Here is a 15,665-nt window from a genome sequence, read left to right as displayed (position 1 = left end):
CCGCCATGACCGACCCCAAAGACCTGCCCCAGAACCTGGCCAAGACCGACACCATGCGCCGGCTGAAGCGCTCGCGCGTCCTGCACGTCAGCAGCCTGATGGCGACCGCCAGCTTCTCGCTGGCCGCCTGCGGCTCGCCCCAGCGCGTGCCGGCGCCCGAGCCCGAACCGACCCTGGCCTATCAGTCGCTGGACGAATGCAAGGCCGCCAACGACATTCCCGACAACGAATGCGACGCCGCCTTGGCCAAGGCTCAGCAGGAGGCCGCCAGGACCGCGCCGCGCTACGCCACCCGCGAGGAGTGCGAGGGCCAGTGGGGACCGTCGCAGTGCCAGCCGAACAACAACGGCGGCTCCTTCTTCAGCCCGCTGCTGACCGGCTTCATCGTCGGCCAGCTACTGAACGGCGGCGGTTATCGCGGCGGCGGACCACTGTATCGCGACCGCGAGGGGCGGTTGTCGAATGGCTACGGCGGCGGCTACGCCTACCGCGACTATCGCACCGGCAAGACCCTGACCAATGCGCGCGAGCACGGCGACGTCGCCCGTCAGGCCCCGACGCGGGTGCAGAGCCGCACCACCGTCGTCTCGCGCGGCGGCTTCGGCGGCGGCGGCCGAGGTTACGGCGGCTGATACAGTTCTGGCGCCGGGCGCCGGTCTTCCCCTAATAGGGATCGCGCCTACGCTTCACGACAGACTGGACCGCCCCGCCTCATGACCGCATCGCCGCCCCCGCACGGAGGCCTGGACGTCGAAAGCTGGGGCGACCCCGAGGATCCGATCATCCTGCTGATCGGCGCGCCCGAGCGTCTGTCCGGGGACTGGCGCCGATCGGTGCGCGCGCTGGTCGAGGCCGGCCGCCACGTCATCCTGACGGCCGACTTCGACGAGACGGACGACGGCTCCACCGCCTTGCGCCGAGTGCTGACCGAACTTCCCTCTCGCCCGGCCATCATCTGTTCCGACACGACGCTGGCGGCCGTCATCCCTGCGCTTTCCGTCACCGGCCCGGCCCTGGCTAGCTGTCTGGCGGTCGTCGCCGAAGGGCAGGGGGCCGTCTCGCCCGAGCTTGAGGCGCAACTGGCCGGCGTCCCGGTCCAGACGATCGCGCACGCCGAGGCGCCCGACGCGGTCGAGGCCGAGAACGCCGCCCTCTTGGGCTTCCTCGAACGCCACGCCCCGCGCGACGCCCTGTATTACCAGGCCGGCTCGGACCCCCGCACCCTGCGCGACGCCCTGGGCTGTTTCGCCACCGGGGTCACGGTGGTCACGACTCTGGACGAGGCCGGACAGCCCGTCGGCCTGACCGCCAACTCCTTCTCCTCGGTGTCGCTGGATCCGCCGCTGATCCTGTTCTGCCTGGCCCGTTCGTCCACAAATGTCGACCGTTTCCGCCGGGCCGAGCATTTCGCCATCAACGTCCTTCATATCGGCCAGCAGCCGACCTCGGGCGTCTTCGCCCGGTCCCAGGCCGACCGGTTCCAGGACGTGGCGTGGGAGACATGGGACACCGGCGCGCCCATCCTGTCGGGCGCCCTGGCCAGTTTCGAATGCGGAACCGAACAGATCGTCGAGGCCGGCGATCACCTGGTCATCATCGGCCGGGTCCGGCGCGCCCGGTTCGAGCCGCGCCGCGATCCGTTGCTCTATTTCCGAGGCAAGTATCGGCGGCTGCACTTTTCCTGACCGGCCGGGATCGCTATCTCTCGCCCGAAATAGAGGAAGCCGTCCCCATGTCCGCGACCACGTCCGCCGATCCCGTCGTCATCGTCTCCTACGCCCGCACCCCGATGGGCGGTTTCCAGGGCGCGCTGTCCGACGCCAAGTCCACTGACCTGGGCGCTGTGGCCGTCAAGGCGGCGCTGGACCGCGCGGGCCTGGATCCGCAGAAGGTCGAGCAGATCATCATGGGCTGCGTCCTGCCTGCGGGCCTGGGCCAGGCGCCGGCGCGTCAGGCGGGCATGGGCGCAGGCCTGCCCACCTCGACCGAGGCGACCACCATCAACAAGATGTGCGGCTCGGGAATGCAGGCGGCCATGATCGCGCACGATGCGCTGGCTGCCGGTTCGGCCGACGTGATCGTGGCGGGCGGCATGGAGTCCATGACCAACGCCCCGTATCTGATGCAAAAGCACCGGGGCGGCGCGCGCATCGGTCACGACGTCATTTCCGACAGCATGTATCTGGACGGGCTGGAGGACGCCTACACCCCCGGCAAGCTGATGGGCCAGTTCGCCGAGGACACGGCCAAGGCCTATCAGTTCACCCGCGAGCAGCAGGACGCCTACGCCATCGAAAGCGCCGGCCGGGCCAAGCGCGCCCAGGAAACGGGCGCCTTCGACGCCGAGATCGCCTCGGTCGAGGTCAAGACCCGAAAAGGCCCCGTCACTATCGATCGCGACGAACAGCCGACCCGGTCCGACCCGTCCAAGATCCCCAATCTGAAGCCCGCCTTCGGCAAGGACGGCACCATCACCGCGGCTTCCGCAGCCTCGATCTCGGACGGCGCCGCCGCCCTGGTCATGATGCGCCAGTCGACGGCCCAGGCCTTGGGCCTGACGCCGGTCGCCCGCGTGGTTAGCCAGGCCGCCCACGCCCATGAACCGCACCTGTTCACCACCGCCCCGGTTTTCGCCCTGCAAAAGGCGCTGAAGAAGGCGGGCTGGAGCGCCGACGACGTGGATCTGTGGGAGGTCAACGAGGCCTTCGCCATCGTGCCGATGATCGCCATGCAGGAACTCGGCATCCCCCACGACAAGATCAACGTCAACGGCGGCGCCTGCGCCCTGGGCCACCCGCTTGGAGCTTCAGGAGCACGCGTCCTGACCACCCTTCTGTCCGCCATGAAAGCCCACGGCAAGACCCGCGGCATGGCCGCCCTCTGCATCGGCGGCGGCGAAGCCACGGCGATGGGCGTGGAGTTGGTTTAGGGCGTCCTGCGGGCCTCCTCAGCGGACTTTGCAGGCGTCCGCATTGGGTGGAAAGCAGACGTTCGCCATCCTCTCGCTAGTCCCTCTGCTTGAGGAAGCCGGATCACGCGAATGCCCGAAGCCCTCAGCATTTCTGGCACACCGTCCTCTCCGGAAAGGTGAAGGGCGCCTACTGCGACGAAGGCCACTCCGGGAGTGTCGAGAAGAGCCGTGATCTGTGCCGCCCAGCGGCGGTTCCGCTCCACGATGAGCGTCTGGTAGAGGCTCTCGCTCTGTTTCCTCATTGGTTCGAGGGTAACTGCGGCAATGGCATCAGTATCACCGCTCGACCATGCTTCGGTTAACTGTTCGAGTTCGACGGGTGCGGCGTCGAAGTCGCGGATTGTGCTGGTGAGGAAGGCGAGCTGGCCTGCCTCAGGGAAGCTCGACAGCATCCCAATCTGCTGCTCGGGCGTCTCCAAGCCCATAATTGGCTTATTGGCTTCGCGTGCTTCAGTTCGCAGGATTACATCGACGCCTGATGCAGCATCATAGCCAGCATAAGATAGCTTCGCGGACGACAGGATCACACCGGCCAACCAGGGACGCATGGCGTCTAGCTGCATAGGGTCGGCGCCCATGGCTGTTGCTGCGGCTCTAAACCTCTGAAGATCCTCACGCGGCAACAGGGAGGAAAGGGGTCTTTCCGGGGAAAGCCCGAACTGTCGTATTAGTGGCGCTACAGCAGCCTGATCCTCTGGATTTTCAACCTCCAGGATCAAGCGGTCCGAGGCAGCCCAAGCACGTCGCACTTCATCGGTACGCCAGTCGGAATTGGGCTTGAGGAAGTGGATGGTGCCGAAGAGGTAAACAGTCGTGTCGTCGTCTTGAACAGCCCATAGAGCCGGGCCGCTCGGCTGTGTTTCAGCCAATGCCGCGGCAGGTGAGGCAAGCATGGCGAAAAGGATGGTTTTCAGGATTTGGCGGCGGAGGCGATGAAGGCGAGGCATGATGGCGTCCAGACGTGAGGGATCGAGCACGCTCCTAACGAAGCGTGGCGACGAGGCTGATGTTTTCGAAATGTGGAGTTAGTTGTGCGAAATCTTTGCGGATCGGTCTGATCGACTCGTTCTGCAACGCATGATTGTCGCGAGAGCTAGAATGAAGCCGATCGCCATGATCGACATGGACAGAGGTGTGGCGACACCTTGAGGCGCGACGATCCAAGTCAGGGCGAAAGCTACGCCGGCGAGCATCATAATCCAACCTACCCGCCGAAGACCTGTTTGCATGCGGCGCTCGGCCTCAAGGGAGTTACGTGGGCGCTTGAGCTCTTTGGGCACACCGTTGCCCAGCATGGCGATGACCAATCCCGACGCTGCCATTAACGCGCGCGTTGACATGTCGCCGTCCAAGATCTTCGCGTCACCCGCATAGGACAAGAACCAGGAAGCCCCCATCACAAGGGCAGCGACTAAGGCAGCCCCGATTAGTCGGTTGTTGGTCATGTCATTAGTCTTTCTCAATGCGAGAGGGCGCAGCGGTGGTCTTCAGACCGAGCCCGACGAGTTGACTGAAGGCAAGAAGGGCGTCCTCCAGCACCGAAAGCTGTAGGCGATAGGTAATGCTTCGGCCCTCTTTGAAGGCGTCGATTAGCCCCGCCTCGCGGAGGACGTTGAAGTGAGCCGACATGGTCGGTTTGGACACGTCGAACTGGTCCGTAATAGTGCCCGCCGTCATCGGCCCCTGCCTAAGCATCTCCAGCACCTTTCGGCGGGTCGGATCGGCGAGAGCTTTGAAGACCGCGTTCATGTGATAATGATTAGCTAATCATCGAACTATGTCAAGCGGTCTCGCATGCTTCTATTTTTCTGGCTGCCAACGGTCTGCTTCAGACCAGCTGTCGAGGATTGACGGTGCCATGTCCGCAATGGGCAGAAAAGCGACACCGCTTCCCTGGGCTAGCTTAGCGCCAGGCGACCGCCCTAAGCCGCGAACGCCGCCCGGATCGGCTGAACCGTCTGATCGGGGCGTTTCACCGGCAGGTCGAAGCTGACGACCGTGCCGACACCCGGCTGGCTTTCCATGCTCAGCTGGCCGCCGTGCATTTCGATCAGCGACTTGGTTAAGGCCAGGCCCAGGCCGGTGCCCTGGGTGGTCTTGGAATGCTGGCCCTCGACCTGTTCGAACGGGCGGGCGAGGCGGACCAGGTCTTCGGGCGCGATGCCGATGCCGGTGTCGGCGCAGGCGACGCGGACGCGGTCCTCGCCCTCGGCGCCGACGAAGGGTTTCAGCGACACGACGATGGCGCCGCCCTCGGGCGTGAACTTCACGGCGTTGGAGATCAGGTTCAGCATCACCTGTTTGACGCCGCGCTGATCGGCCTCGATGTCGGGCAGGTCGCCGGCCTCGACCGCGATCTTCAGGCCTGCCTCCTGCACCTTGCCGCGCATCAGCCGCACCGCGTCCTCGCACACCTCGCGCAAGGACACCGGCTCATAGTGCAGGGTCATCTTGCCGGCCTCGATCTTGGCCATGTCCAAGACGTCATTGATCAGGCTGAGCAGGTGCTGGCCCGACTTCAGGATGTCGCCGGCGTATCCCTTGTATTTCTCGTTCAGCGGCCCGAACAGCTCGCTGGCCATGATCTCCGAGAAGCCGTTGATGGCGTTCAGCGGCGTGCGCAGCTCGTGGCTCATATTGGCCAGGAACTCGGACTTGGCTTGGTTGGCGGCCTCGGCCCGGGTCATGGCGACCTCGTATTTGCGCGCCAGCAGCGACAGCTTCTCCTGGCTGGACTCCAGCTGATCGACGGTGGCCCGCAGATCGTCGGCGGCGCGGCGGCGCTCGGCCTCCTGGCGTTTGATGGCGGTGATGTCGGCGGCGGTGACGACCGACCCGCCCTCGGAAGTGAACCGCTCGGACAGTTGCAGCCAGCGCCCGTCGTTCAGCTCAACCTCGCGCAGGCCCGCACGACCGCTGGCCGGACGATGCTCGGCCTTGATGGCCAGGCCGGCGATCCGGTTCAGCTCGTCCTTCAAGGCGCCACGCCGCACCACGCCGTGATCGAAGCCGAAGGCGTCCTCGAACGCCTGGTTCCACAGGATCAGCCGCCCCTGACGATCAAACAGGACGAAGGCCTCGGAGATGCTCTCCACCCCGTCGCGCAGCCGGCTTTCGGCGGCCTGGGCGGCGGCCTTGGCGCGGCGGGCCTCGGTGATGTCCAGCGCGACGCCCAGGATTGCGGAAAAGCCCATGTCGCCGCGCTCGCCGCGCGCCTGGCCCCGCGCGTCGATCCACCGCGCCCGCCCGTCCGGTCCCGCCACCGGGAAGGTGATCTCAAAGGCGCCATAGGCCGCCGCCTGGCGCAGGGCGTGGCGGAAATCTTCCTGAAAGCGGGGATGGACGCGGCCGATCACATCTTCGGCGTCGGTCACACCGCCGCGCGAAAAGCCCAGCAGCGCGGCCATATAGTCCGACAGCGACACCTCGCCCTTGGCCAGATCCCACTCCCACACCCCGCACCGCGCGGCTTCGACGGCGATGCGGAACCGCTTTTCGGTCGCCACCCGTTCGCGGTGCTGGCGCGTCTGGCGCAGGCCGTAGAGGACGAACAGAACCACGACCCCGACCCCCAGCAGCAGCGGCGCGAGCACCACCCAGGCGTCGTCGAAGAAGGAGGCGGTCGTCCCCTCCGAGATCGCGACCACATACGGGCCGCCCGCCCGGGCCTGAGCGGCGGCAGCAAGGCCGGCCTGGCCCCCCAACGTCACGGCGCGCGGTTCGGCCTGGTCGACCAGGGCCGAGGCATCGACGCCGATCAGGGTGCGGATGGGTTGGCCGATCTCGGCGGCGCGCGCCGAGGCCAGCACCACGCCGCCCGCCGACACGATCCGCGTCTCGCCGCCTGTCGGCAGGACCGGCGCGATCCGCGCCTCCAGCCTCAGACCGTCGGCATTGGCCTGGCCGGCGGCGACCGATCCTTCGCCCTTGGCGGCCTGCACCGTCTCGCCGGGACCGACCAGGGTGAAGGCGACCTTGGGCGCGGCGGCCTGCGCGGTTTCCACGACCTCTATGGGGGCGCGTTTGGCGACAATGGCGGTGCGACCCGCGGCCAGGCCCGCATCGGCCGACTGGATCAGCGCCGCGGTCTGGCTGGCGACCAACTCGGCGCTCAGCTTCAGATTTTCGGCTTCCAGGCGGCTGATTTCGCGGGTCGGCCGGCTGAACTCGCGCGACGCCATCAGGGCATAGGCGGCCGCGATCAGCGCCAGGACCAGGACGGCGATCCGCAACCAGGCGGGCGCGCCGGCGGCGCGATCGGAGGCGCGACGCCCCGACCGATTTTCCCGCCGCTCCTCGTCCCGCAAGCCCCGACCCTCCGACAAACACTTCGTTGCGGGAATCTAGGCTGCGTCGCGGATTCGTGTCGAGGCTCGGCGCGCGCTTTTAACGGGTTTTTAAGCGGCGGCGACCGGCGACAGCAGGCGGTCGGGCGCGGGCTCCAGCACACGCGTCACCCCATGCAGCGTATCGCGCGCCTGTCGGGCCAGGGTCAGGACGGCCGGCGGCGCATCGTCCGGCGTCTCGGCGACCAGATCCACCAGATCCTGGGCCAGGCGCATAAGCTGGGGCGCGGCGGCGATCAGGCGGGCCTGAAACTCGATATGCTGGGGATCGCGGTCGTATTCGGCGCCCGGCACGCGCCAACCGCCCCAGTCCGCCCGATCGGTAACGACGACCGGATAGGTGCCGGGGTGGGGGTGGTGCAGGCAATCCTCGGGTAGCTGCCACTTGTTGCGTGCCCGCAGCAGCCGCCAGTCGCCCAAGCCCTGATCCGAGGCCGGATCGTCGGTCGCCAGCAACAGTTCGTTGGCAGTGAACTCGCGCCCCAGACCGACGTCATAGGTCACGCGCACGGGCTCTTCGAACCCCTTGGCCCAGACGGGCTGGACCTGTTCGATAAAGGCCCAGGCGCCGACGCACTCGACCCAGACCTTCTGACCCTTCTGGAACTGCGCGCGCGCCATGCCATCCTCCGATATTCGAAGGAACAGCATGAACGACGATCCTTGACGCCCGGTGTCGGGGCGCGGTTACGCAGGTCTTAACGCGAGATGCTTTCCAGCGTCTCGCCGGCGTATTTCTCCTTCACGCGCGTCGACAGGTCGCCCAGCGACACGACGCCGACCACGCGGCCATGCTTGTCCACGACCGGGGCGCGACGGATCTGCCTGGCGCCCATCAGGTCCAGCACGACCTTCAGGTCGTCGGTGTCCAGCACCGTCTGCGGATCGCGGGTGATGAACTCCACCACAGAGGCGCTCGAGGCGGCGCCCGTCGCCAGGGCGCGCACCACGATGTCGCGGTCGGTGATGGTGCCGATCAGCTGATCGCCGTCCGCCACGGGCACGAAGCCGAAGCCGCCCTTGGCCATGCGGCTGGCCACGTCCTGGATGGTGTCGGCGGGGCGGGCCAGATGCACGTCCTTGGTCATCACGTCGCGGATTTTCATGGCGGGTTTCCTTGGTTGAAGCGTTGCGCTGGAAAACCCGCCGCGAGCGTGGCGGTTCCGGTCAGGGCGTCCGCATAGGGGGAAGGCCCTGGGCCGCCCGCACCAACTGAACGAACTCGGCCCGATCGCCATAGGGGTCTTCGCCCCTGGCCCCTTGCGCCTGATCGATGATCCGATCCCAGCCATAGTCGGCCGTCATCCACGGATCGCCCCGCAGCTTCTGACCGAACCCGGCGACCGCGATCGCCCAGCGCGTGGCTTCGGGCGGCTGGGCGCTGACCGGCCCGCCCGCGCGGTTGGTCAGCGGCTGCTGGATCAGCTCCGACCGGCTCTGGCCCGGCTGTTTGTAGCGCACCTGGATAAAGCCGATCTCGCCGTTCGGATCGCCGCCGCCGACCCCGATACGGTTATCGGGATAGCGCCTTTCCGGAACCTGGGTCGGGCCGCCGACGGGGGTGATCTCGTACAGGGCCGTGACGCTGGCGCCGGATCCGACCTCGCCCGCATCGACCTGATCGTTGTTGAAGTCTTCCTCGTTCAGCAGCCGGGTCTCATAGCCGATCAGCCGCCATTCGGCGACGCGCGCGGGATTGAACTCGACCTGGATCTTGACGTCGTCGGCGATGGGGAAGGCGCCCTTGTCGAAGGCCGGTCCGAACAGCCGGCGCGCATCCCTCAGGTCCCCGACATAGGCCGCGACCCCATTGCCCGCCTGCGCGATGGTCTGCATCCGCGCGTCCTGATAGTTGCCGCGCCCGAAGCCATAGACCGACAGATAGATGCCCGTCCCGCGCTTTTCGGCGACATAGTCTTCCAGCCGCTTGTTGTCGGTCACCCCGACGTTGAAGTCGCCGTCGGTGAACATCAGGATACGATTGACCTTGTCGCGGGCGAAGTTCGCCTGGGCCTGGTCATAGGCGTTGGTCATGCCGGTCGCCCCGGCCGTGCCGCCCGAGGCCTTCAGGCTGGCGACCGCACAGCGCATCTTCAGCTTTTCGTCGCCCTTCGTGGGCTGCAAGGTCGTGCCGGCGCCTTCCGCGTAATAGGTGACGGCCAGCATGTCCTGCGGCCTCAGCCGGTCGATGGCCAGGTTCATCGCCTTCTTGGCCAGGTCCAGCTTGTCGGAGCTCCGCATCGAGCCGGAGACATCGACCAAAAAGGTCAGGTTCAACGGCCGCTGCTCGCCCGCCGGCAGTTCATAACCTTGCAGGCCGATGTGCACGATCTGACGCCCGTCAGCCCAAGGCGAGGCCGCGACCGCCGTCGTCATGGCGAAGGGCCGGGTCTGGCTGGTCGGGCGGGCATAATCATAGTCGAAGGCGTTGATCAGCTCCTCGACCCGCACCGCATCCTTGGGCGGCGCACGACCCTCGTCAATGAAGCGCTTCACATTCGAATAGGACGCCGTGTCCACGTCGATGGAGAAGGTCGAGACCGGCTGATCGCTGGTCCGCTTCACCGGATTGGGCGTCGCATCCGGATAGCGTTCGGTATCGACGGGCGCGGGCGCCGGAGTGATCGGCGAAACCCGAACCCCGGTTACGCCCACGCTGCCTGTCATCGCAGCGGGCGGCGGAGGGACGTATGAAGCAGGCGGTGGCGGCGGGGGAGGAGCCGGAGGAGGAGGCGGAGGCGGCGCGTGCGTCGTCGCCGTGCGACCTTGGACGCGAGATCCCGTCACGACGAGATCCTGCATCTCGGTTTCCGTTTCCAGCTCAAACCCCAGCGGTCGGCACGCCGCCGGCGTCGGTTCGCCATCCAGCGGCTTGGCCAGGGCGACGCTCGGCACGGCGACCGGCGGCGCGGCGAACGACAGGCTCAGAACGGACAGGGTCGCGATCCTGATTACGCGTGACATGGCTTCCTCCGGTTGTTTTGTTGCCGCCAGTCGCGGGTCGTCATGGGGCGAAACTGTGGCGCCAAATCCCCCTCGACGCACGATGATCTTTCAGCGTGTCTTTCGTGTCCTCTCGCAATCGCCGACCAGGACCTCCACAATAGAGGCCAAGCTTGGGGGATGCTATGGCTGAGGCGACGACGGGACTGGATCTGGGCGCGGCGGCCGCTCTGCTGGCCGCGGGCGTGCTCGCCGTGCCGGTGTTCAAGCGCATCGGCCTGGGGTCGGTGCTGGGCTATCTGGCGGCGGGCCTCGCCATCGGTCCCTTCGGCCTGAAGCTGTTCCGCGAGCCCGAGACCATCCTGCACGTCGCCGAGTTCGGCGTGGTCATCTTCCTGTTCATCATCGGGCTGGAGATGCGGCCCAAACGTCTGTGGGGACTGCGCAAGGAAATCTTCGGCCTCGGCGCGGCCCAGGTGCTGTTCTGCGGCCTGATCCTGACCCTGACCGCCATGCTGGCGGGCTTCTCAGCACCTGTCGCCTTCGTCGGCGCTATGGGCTTTGTCCTGTCGTCCACCGCCGTCATCATGCAGATGCTGGAAGAGCGCGGCGAGATCGCGGGCGGGCCGGGCCAGCGCGCGGTCTCCATCCTGCTGCTCGAGGATCTGGCCATCGTGCCGCTGCTGGCGATCGTCGCCGTCCTGGCCTCGGTGCTGGGCGTGGCCAACGAACAGGCACCGCCCCTGTGGCAGACCGTCGGCTTCGCGGTCGCAGCGGTCGGCGGTGTGCTTCTGGCCGGCAAATATCTGGTCAATCCCGTCTTCCGTCTCCTGGCCCAATACGGCGGGCGCGAGGTGATGACGGCTGCGGCCTTGCTGGTGGTGGTCGGCGCCGCCTGGGCCATGTCGCTGGGCGGCCTGTCCATGGCCATGGGCGCATTCCTGGCCGGGGTCCTGCTGTCGGAATCCACCTTCCGCCACCAGCTGGAGGCCGACGTCGAGCCGTTCCGCGCCATCCTTTTGGGCCTGTTCTTCCTCAGCGTCGGCATGTCGCTGGACGTGTCGGTGGTCGTCGCCGACTGGCGTCTGGTGCTGGGCGGGGTCGTGGCCTTCATGCTGGTCAAGGGCGTGGGCATCTATGCCGTCGCGCGCCTGTTCAAGGCCTCGCACCATGAGGCGGTCGAGCGCGCGGGCCTGTTCGCGCAAGGCGGCGAGTTCGCCTTCGTCCTGTACGGCACCGCCGTCGCCGCCGGCCTGTTCGACGCCCGCATCGGCGCGATGATGTCGGCGGTGGTGATCCTGTCGATGGCCCTGACGCCCCTGACCTCGCTGCTGATTGCACGGCTGTCGCCCAAGCCGGTCCAGGACGCGGAAAGCGCCGAGGGCGTGGACTTCGCCAAGGACTTGCGCGGCCAGGTGCTGATCATCGGCTTCGGCCGTTTCGCCCAGGTCGTGTCACAACCCCTGCTGGCCCGCGATGTCGATGTGTCGATCATCGAGAACGACGTGGAGATGATCCAGGCCGCCTCCCAGTTCGGGTTCAAGGTCTATTACGGCGACGGCACCCAACTGCACACCCTGCGCGCTTCGGGCGCGGAGGAGGCCGAGATGGTCCTGGTCTGCGTCGACAAGCCCGAGGCCGCCGACCGCATCGTCGAACTGGTCAAGTCGGAATTCCCCACCACCCGGATCATGGCCCGCGCCTTCGACCGAGGGCATTCGATGCGCCTGATCCAGGCTGGCGTGGACTATCAGATCCGAGAGACCTTCGAGTCGGCGCTCAAGTTCGGCGAGCGCGCCCTGGTCGAACTGGGCCTGGACGAGCACGAGGCGGCCGAGACCATCGGCGACGTGCGCCGTCGCGACGAGGCCCGACTGGACCTGCAGCTGACCGGCGGGCTCAAGGCCGGCCGTCAGCTGATGCGCGGCAATATGCCGACGCCCCAGCCCGCCCCCTACATCAAGCCCCGTCGCGAAGGCCGTCTGCTGAACGAGGACGAGGCGGGCCCGGCCGCGCCGGACACGCGGCGCGAGCCCGCCGACACCTGATCCCTACTGGCTGACGCCCTTCTCCAGACGCGCGCCGGCCAGTTGCGCCTTGGCCTGAAGATAGGGCGTCGCGGACACCAGCTGCGAGATGGCGTTGAAACGCTCGGTCGTCAGGCCGGACGCCTGGACCGCCGCCGTCAGTTTGGCGCTCTGCTCGGGCGTCGCCTGGTTGTTCTGCACCTCGGCTGTGACGGCGCGGATCTGCGTCATGGCGGTGACGAAGCGGTTCAGTTCGTCATCCGTCACGGCGGCGGCCGGGGTGCCGGGCGCTGGCGGCGTGGCGTTCACCACCCGAATGCGCGCGGCCAAGGCCGGATCGGCGGCGACGGCGTTGGACAGGGTGTTGAAGCGCGTCACTTCCAGCCCCGAATCCTGCACTGCGGCGGCCATCTGCGCCTGCTGTTCCTGCGTCGGCTGAGCGCCGTTCAGCGTGTCGCTGACGGCTCTCACCTTGGCCATGGCGTCGTCAAACTTTTTCAGCTCGTCATCGGTGAAGGTGGTCGAGCCGGCGATCGGCGCGGCCGTCGGCGTCTGCGCCGCCGTTGATGCGTTTTGGGCGTGAGCGGTCGCGGCGGTCGCAAGAAGGGCGACGGAAGAAACAAGGGCGATGCGGGGCGTGCGCATGGGAATGTCCTTTCGGTCTGGCGTCCACTTGAAGGGCCGTCCGACGACGGCGATGACGCAATCACGTCATCGCTCCCCAGGGGCGTGGAGCCTGGAAACAGACGAAGGGGGAGCCTTCATAACCTAGGCGCCGATGCGCCTCACGCCACCCCTTGGACGCTGGAGGCGCGATCAAGGATGCGTTAGACGGGCGTGATCCTTGTTGAGGTTTGTCCATGAAACGTCTCGCCATCGCCGCCCTGGCCCTCGTTGCGGTCGCCGCGCCGGCGGTCACCGTCACCGCCTGGGGCAACACCGGCCACCGCCTGATCGGCGTGGCGGCGATGCGGGCCCTGCCGGACGAACTGCCGGCCTTCCTTCGCACCCCCGCCGCCATCGCCGACGTGGGCGAACTGGCGCGCGAGCCCGACCGCTGGAAGGGCGCCGGCCAGCCGCACGATCGCGAGCGCGACACCGCCCACTTCGTCGATCTGGACGACCAGGGGCGCGTCTACGACCAGCGCGGGATGAGCCTCAACGACCTGCCGCGCCTGAAGTCCGAATATGACGCCGCCCTGACCAAGGCCGGTCTGGACGTCAACGACGCCGGATATCTGCCCTACGCCATGATGGACGCCTGGCAGCAGCTGGGCCGCGACTTCGCCTATTGGCGCGTGCTGAACGCCGCCGAGAAGCGTGAGACCAATATGGAGCGTCAGGCCTGGTATCGCGCCGACCGCCTCCGCCGCGAGGCCCTGATCCTGCGCGACATCGGCGTGATGGGCCACTATGTCGGCGACGGCTCTCAGCCGCATCACACCAGCATTCACTACAACGGCTGGGGCGACTTCCCGAACCCGGAAGGCTTCACCAACTCGCGCCAGACCCACGCCGTGTTCGAGGGCGAGTTCACCAACCGCGTCGCCCGTCTGGACGCCGTCGAGGCCGCCATGCCGGCCGCCAAACTAGACGGCTTCGACGTCAAGGCGCGCACCGTCTCCTATCTGACCACGACGCTCGGCACGGTGATCCCCTTCTATCGTCTGGAGAAGGCCGGAGGTTTCCGCGACAGCGACCCGCGCGGCGCGGCCTTCGTCAACGAACGTCTGGCGGCGGGCGCCGGCGAACTGCGCGACTTCATCGTCTCCGCCTGGAGCGCATCCGGCAGCGCCTCCATCGGCTGGCCCGCCGTCAAGGTCGCCGAGGTCGAGGCTGGAACCGCCGACCCCTGGATCGCCATGGTGGGCGAGGACTGATGGTGATCGACACCCTGAGCGCGCCGGAACTCTCGATACGAGAAGCTATCTGTGCATGGCGCATTTTCTTGAGACGTATTGGGACCGAGGCGGACGCCGATCAGATGATCTCGCCGGATTGCTCGGGGGATTGCCTTTGTCGCCAGATGGCGTCTCGGCCGACCCGGCGATGATGGGGGATTGGCTCGATGCGGTCGCGGCCGTCACCGGCAAGGGACCGTCCAAGCTGTGATTGAAGACCTCGCGCCCCCCGCCGTCATCCTCGACAAGTCGCAGATGGCCGAGAACATCGGCGCCGTGGCGCGGGTGATGGCCAACTTCGGCCTGTCGGACCTGCGCCTGGTCAGCCCCCGCGACGGCTGGCCCCAGGAGCGGGCCTGGGCCACGGCCTCGGGCGCCGACTGGGTCTTGGACGGAGTACGGGTGTTCTCGACCGTCGCCGAGGCCATCGCCGACCTGAACACCGTCTTCGCCACGACGGCCCGCCCGCGCGAGACGCGCCAGCCCGTGCGCACGCCGCGCGAGGCCAGCCGCGTCCTCTATGACGACACCGCCTCCGGCCTGAAGACGGGCCTCTTGTTCGGCGGCGAGCGCGCCGGGCTGGAGACGACCGACATCGCCCTGTGCGCTGGCATCGTCACCATTCCGATCGACCCGAAGCACCACTCGCTGAACCTGGCCCAGGCCGTGGCGATCAACGCCTATGAATGGCGCACCCTGATCTTGGACGCCCCGCCGCCGCGCTTCCGCGACAGCGAACCGCCGGCGTCGAACGACCTGCTGATCGGCATGTATGAGCACCTGGAGGAAGAGCTGGAAAACGGCGGCTTCTTCTATCCGCCCGAGAAGAAGCGCTCGATGAGCCAGAACCTGCGCGTCATGCTGGGCCGCGCCGCCTTCTCGGAGCAAGAGGTCGCCACCATGCGCGGCGCCATCCACGCCCTTTCGCGCGGCCGCGGCCGGGTCCTGGCCAAGCTGGCGGCCGAACGCGCGGCCAAGGCCGACGTTGGTAAGCCGGAGTGAAAACTCTGCTGATCTATCCGCTGGCGGCCCTGGCGGAGATCGGCGGCTGTTTCGCCTTCTGGGCTTGGCTGAAGCTGGATCGTTCACCCCTGTGGCTGGCGCCCGGTGTCGCCTGCCTGATCGCCTTCGCCTGGCTCCTGACCCTGGTCCCCAGCGACGCGGCGGGCCGCGCCTTCGCGGCCTACGGCGGTGTCTATATCTGCGCCTCCCTGATCTGGATGGCGCTGGTCGAGAAGACCCCGCCGGATCGCTGGGACATCCTGGGCGGCCTTGTCTGCCTGGTCGGCGCCGGGCTCATTCTGTTTGGCCCGAGGGCCTAGCCAGCCGATCTGCGAGACACGATCGCAGACATTTCAACACCTTGCCTCGCGTCAGCGTCATCTTCCTGCCCGCGCCCTCAGGCCGTGCGATCGTGTCTCGGTTCGCCCGCAGCGGGGGTGTCGCACGGTCGAGGAGGCACGAGATCAGACGAATT

Annotated in this window: 16 protein-coding genes; 8 read left to right on the top strand and 8 right to left on the bottom strand. The window is 67.3% G+C overall.

The window, feature by feature from the left end; translation table 11 throughout:
* Nucleotides 1-5: 5 nt before the first annotated feature.
* The 3 genes from BVE01S_RS02320 (at nt 6) to BVE01S_RS02310 (ending at nt 2,929) form a co-directional block, all read left to right on the top strand.
* Nucleotides 6-632 (top strand): DUF1190 domain-containing protein, encoded by a 627-nt coding sequence (locus BVE01S_RS02320; RefSeq protein WP_205678530.1) that lies wholly within the window; start codon nt 6-8, stop codon nt 630-632.
* Between the two features lie 81 nt (nt 633-713).
* Entirely contained in the window at nt 714-1,685 is a 972-nt protein-coding gene (locus tag BVE01S_RS17090; RefSeq protein ID WP_084375245.1) for a flavin reductase family protein, read from the top strand.
* A 47-nt stretch (nt 1,686-1,732) separates the two neighbouring features.
* Nucleotides 1,733-2,929: an acetyl-CoA C-acyltransferase gene (locus tag BVE01S_RS02310; protein ID WP_066623688.1), complete on the top strand. Its 1,197-nt coding sequence runs from the start codon at nt 1,733-1,735 to the stop codon at nt 2,927-2,929.
* On the opposite strand, the gene BVE01S_RS02305 is transcribed toward BVE01S_RS02310, so the two are convergent.
* From BVE01S_RS02305 to BVE01S_RS02275, 7 genes are all read right to left on the bottom strand, one after another.
* Complete coding sequence (locus BVE01S_RS02305) at nt 2,926-3,918, bottom strand: TraB/GumN family protein (RefSeq protein ID WP_157076414.1); 993 nt, start codon at nt 3,916-3,918, stop codon at nt 2,926-2,928. The genes BVE01S_RS02310 and BVE01S_RS02305 overlap by 4 nt on opposite strands.
* A gap of 78 nt (nt 3,919-3,996) precedes the next feature.
* The gene (locus BVE01S_RS02300; protein WP_066623684.1) at nt 3,997-4,416 is read right to left on the bottom strand and encodes a hypothetical protein; all 420 of its coding nucleotides are present in this window, start codon (nt 4,414-4,416) and stop codon (nt 3,997-3,999) included.
* A 4-nt stretch (nt 4,417-4,420) separates the two neighbouring features.
* Nucleotides 4,421-4,720: an autorepressor SdpR family transcription factor gene (locus BVE01S_RS02295; RefSeq protein WP_066623682.1), complete on the bottom strand. Its 300-nt coding sequence runs from the start codon at nt 4,718-4,720 to the stop codon at nt 4,421-4,423.
* Between the two features lie 173 nt (nt 4,721-4,893).
* Nucleotides 4,894-7,278: a PAS domain-containing sensor histidine kinase gene (locus BVE01S_RS02290; protein ID WP_066623675.1), complete on the bottom strand. Its 2,385-nt coding sequence runs from the start codon at nt 7,276-7,278 to the stop codon at nt 4,894-4,896.
* 90 nt (nt 7,279-7,368) lie between these two features.
* Entirely contained in the window at nt 7,369-7,938 is a 570-nt protein-coding gene (locus BVE01S_RS02285) for a hypothetical protein (RefSeq protein WP_066624111.1), read from the bottom strand.
* A 77-nt stretch (nt 7,939-8,015) separates the two neighbouring features.
* On the bottom strand, nt 8,016-8,423 hold the full coding sequence (locus BVE01S_RS02280) for a CBS domain-containing protein (protein WP_066623672.1): 408 nt from the start codon (nt 8,421-8,423) through the stop codon (nt 8,016-8,018).
* A gap of 61 nt (nt 8,424-8,484) precedes the next feature.
* Nucleotides 8,485-10,281 (bottom strand): vWA domain-containing protein, encoded by a 1,797-nt coding sequence (locus tag BVE01S_RS02275; protein WP_066623670.1) that lies wholly within the window; start codon nt 10,279-10,281, stop codon nt 8,485-8,487.
* A gap of 164 nt (nt 10,282-10,445) precedes the next feature.
* Here BVE01S_RS02275 and BVE01S_RS02270 point away from each other — a divergent pair, with 164 nt between their 5' ends.
* Nucleotides 10,446-12,308 (top strand): monovalent cation:proton antiporter-2 (CPA2) family protein, encoded by a 1,863-nt coding sequence (locus tag BVE01S_RS02270; RefSeq protein WP_066623668.1) that lies wholly within the window; start codon nt 10,446-10,448, stop codon nt 12,306-12,308.
* 3 nt (nt 12,309-12,311) lie between these two features.
* Here the strand turns inward: BVE01S_RS02270 and BVE01S_RS02265 are convergent, their stop codons facing one another.
* Nucleotides 12,312-12,932: a DUF4168 domain-containing protein gene (locus BVE01S_RS02265; RefSeq protein ID WP_066623666.1), complete on the bottom strand. Its 621-nt coding sequence runs from the start codon at nt 12,930-12,932 to the stop codon at nt 12,312-12,314.
* A 215-nt stretch (nt 12,933-13,147) separates the two neighbouring features.
* Here BVE01S_RS02265 and BVE01S_RS02260 point away from each other — a divergent pair, with 215 nt between their 5' ends.
* The 4 genes from BVE01S_RS02260 to BVE01S_RS02250 are packed head-to-tail and all read left to right on the top strand — an operon-like array spanning nt 13,148 to nt 15,510.
* Nucleotides 13,148-14,167: a phospholipase C/P1 nuclease family protein gene (locus BVE01S_RS02260; protein WP_066623663.1), complete on the top strand. Its 1,020-nt coding sequence runs from the start codon at nt 13,148-13,150 to the stop codon at nt 14,165-14,167.
* 55 nt (nt 14,168-14,222) lie between these two features.
* Nucleotides 14,223-14,399, top strand: coding sequence for a hypothetical protein (locus BVE01S_RS16975; protein WP_169802107.1), 177 nt, complete (start codon nt 14,223-14,225; stop codon nt 14,397-14,399).
* The gene (locus BVE01S_RS02255; RefSeq protein WP_066624109.1) at nt 14,399-15,190 is read left to right on the top strand and encodes an RNA methyltransferase; all 792 of its coding nucleotides are present in this window, start codon (nt 14,399-14,401) and stop codon (nt 15,188-15,190) included. The genes BVE01S_RS16975 and BVE01S_RS02255 overlap by 1 nt, the downstream gene beginning before the upstream one ends.
* The gene (locus BVE01S_RS02250; RefSeq protein WP_066623661.1) at nt 15,187-15,510 is read left to right on the top strand and encodes a YnfA family protein; all 324 of its coding nucleotides are present in this window, start codon (nt 15,187-15,189) and stop codon (nt 15,508-15,510) included. Before BVE01S_RS02255 ends, BVE01S_RS02250 begins: the two co-directional genes overlap by 4 nt.
* Nucleotides 15,511-15,665 lie beyond the last annotated feature (155 nt).

Origin of the sequence: Brevundimonas vesicularis NBRC 12165 (assembly GCF_001592205.1) — a bacterium.
Lineage (GTDB): Bacteria > Pseudomonadota > Alphaproteobacteria > Caulobacterales > Caulobacteraceae > Brevundimonas > Brevundimonas vesicularis.
Note: the sequence above shows the minus strand (reverse complement) of the source record. Positions and strands in the feature narration are given on the sequence as shown.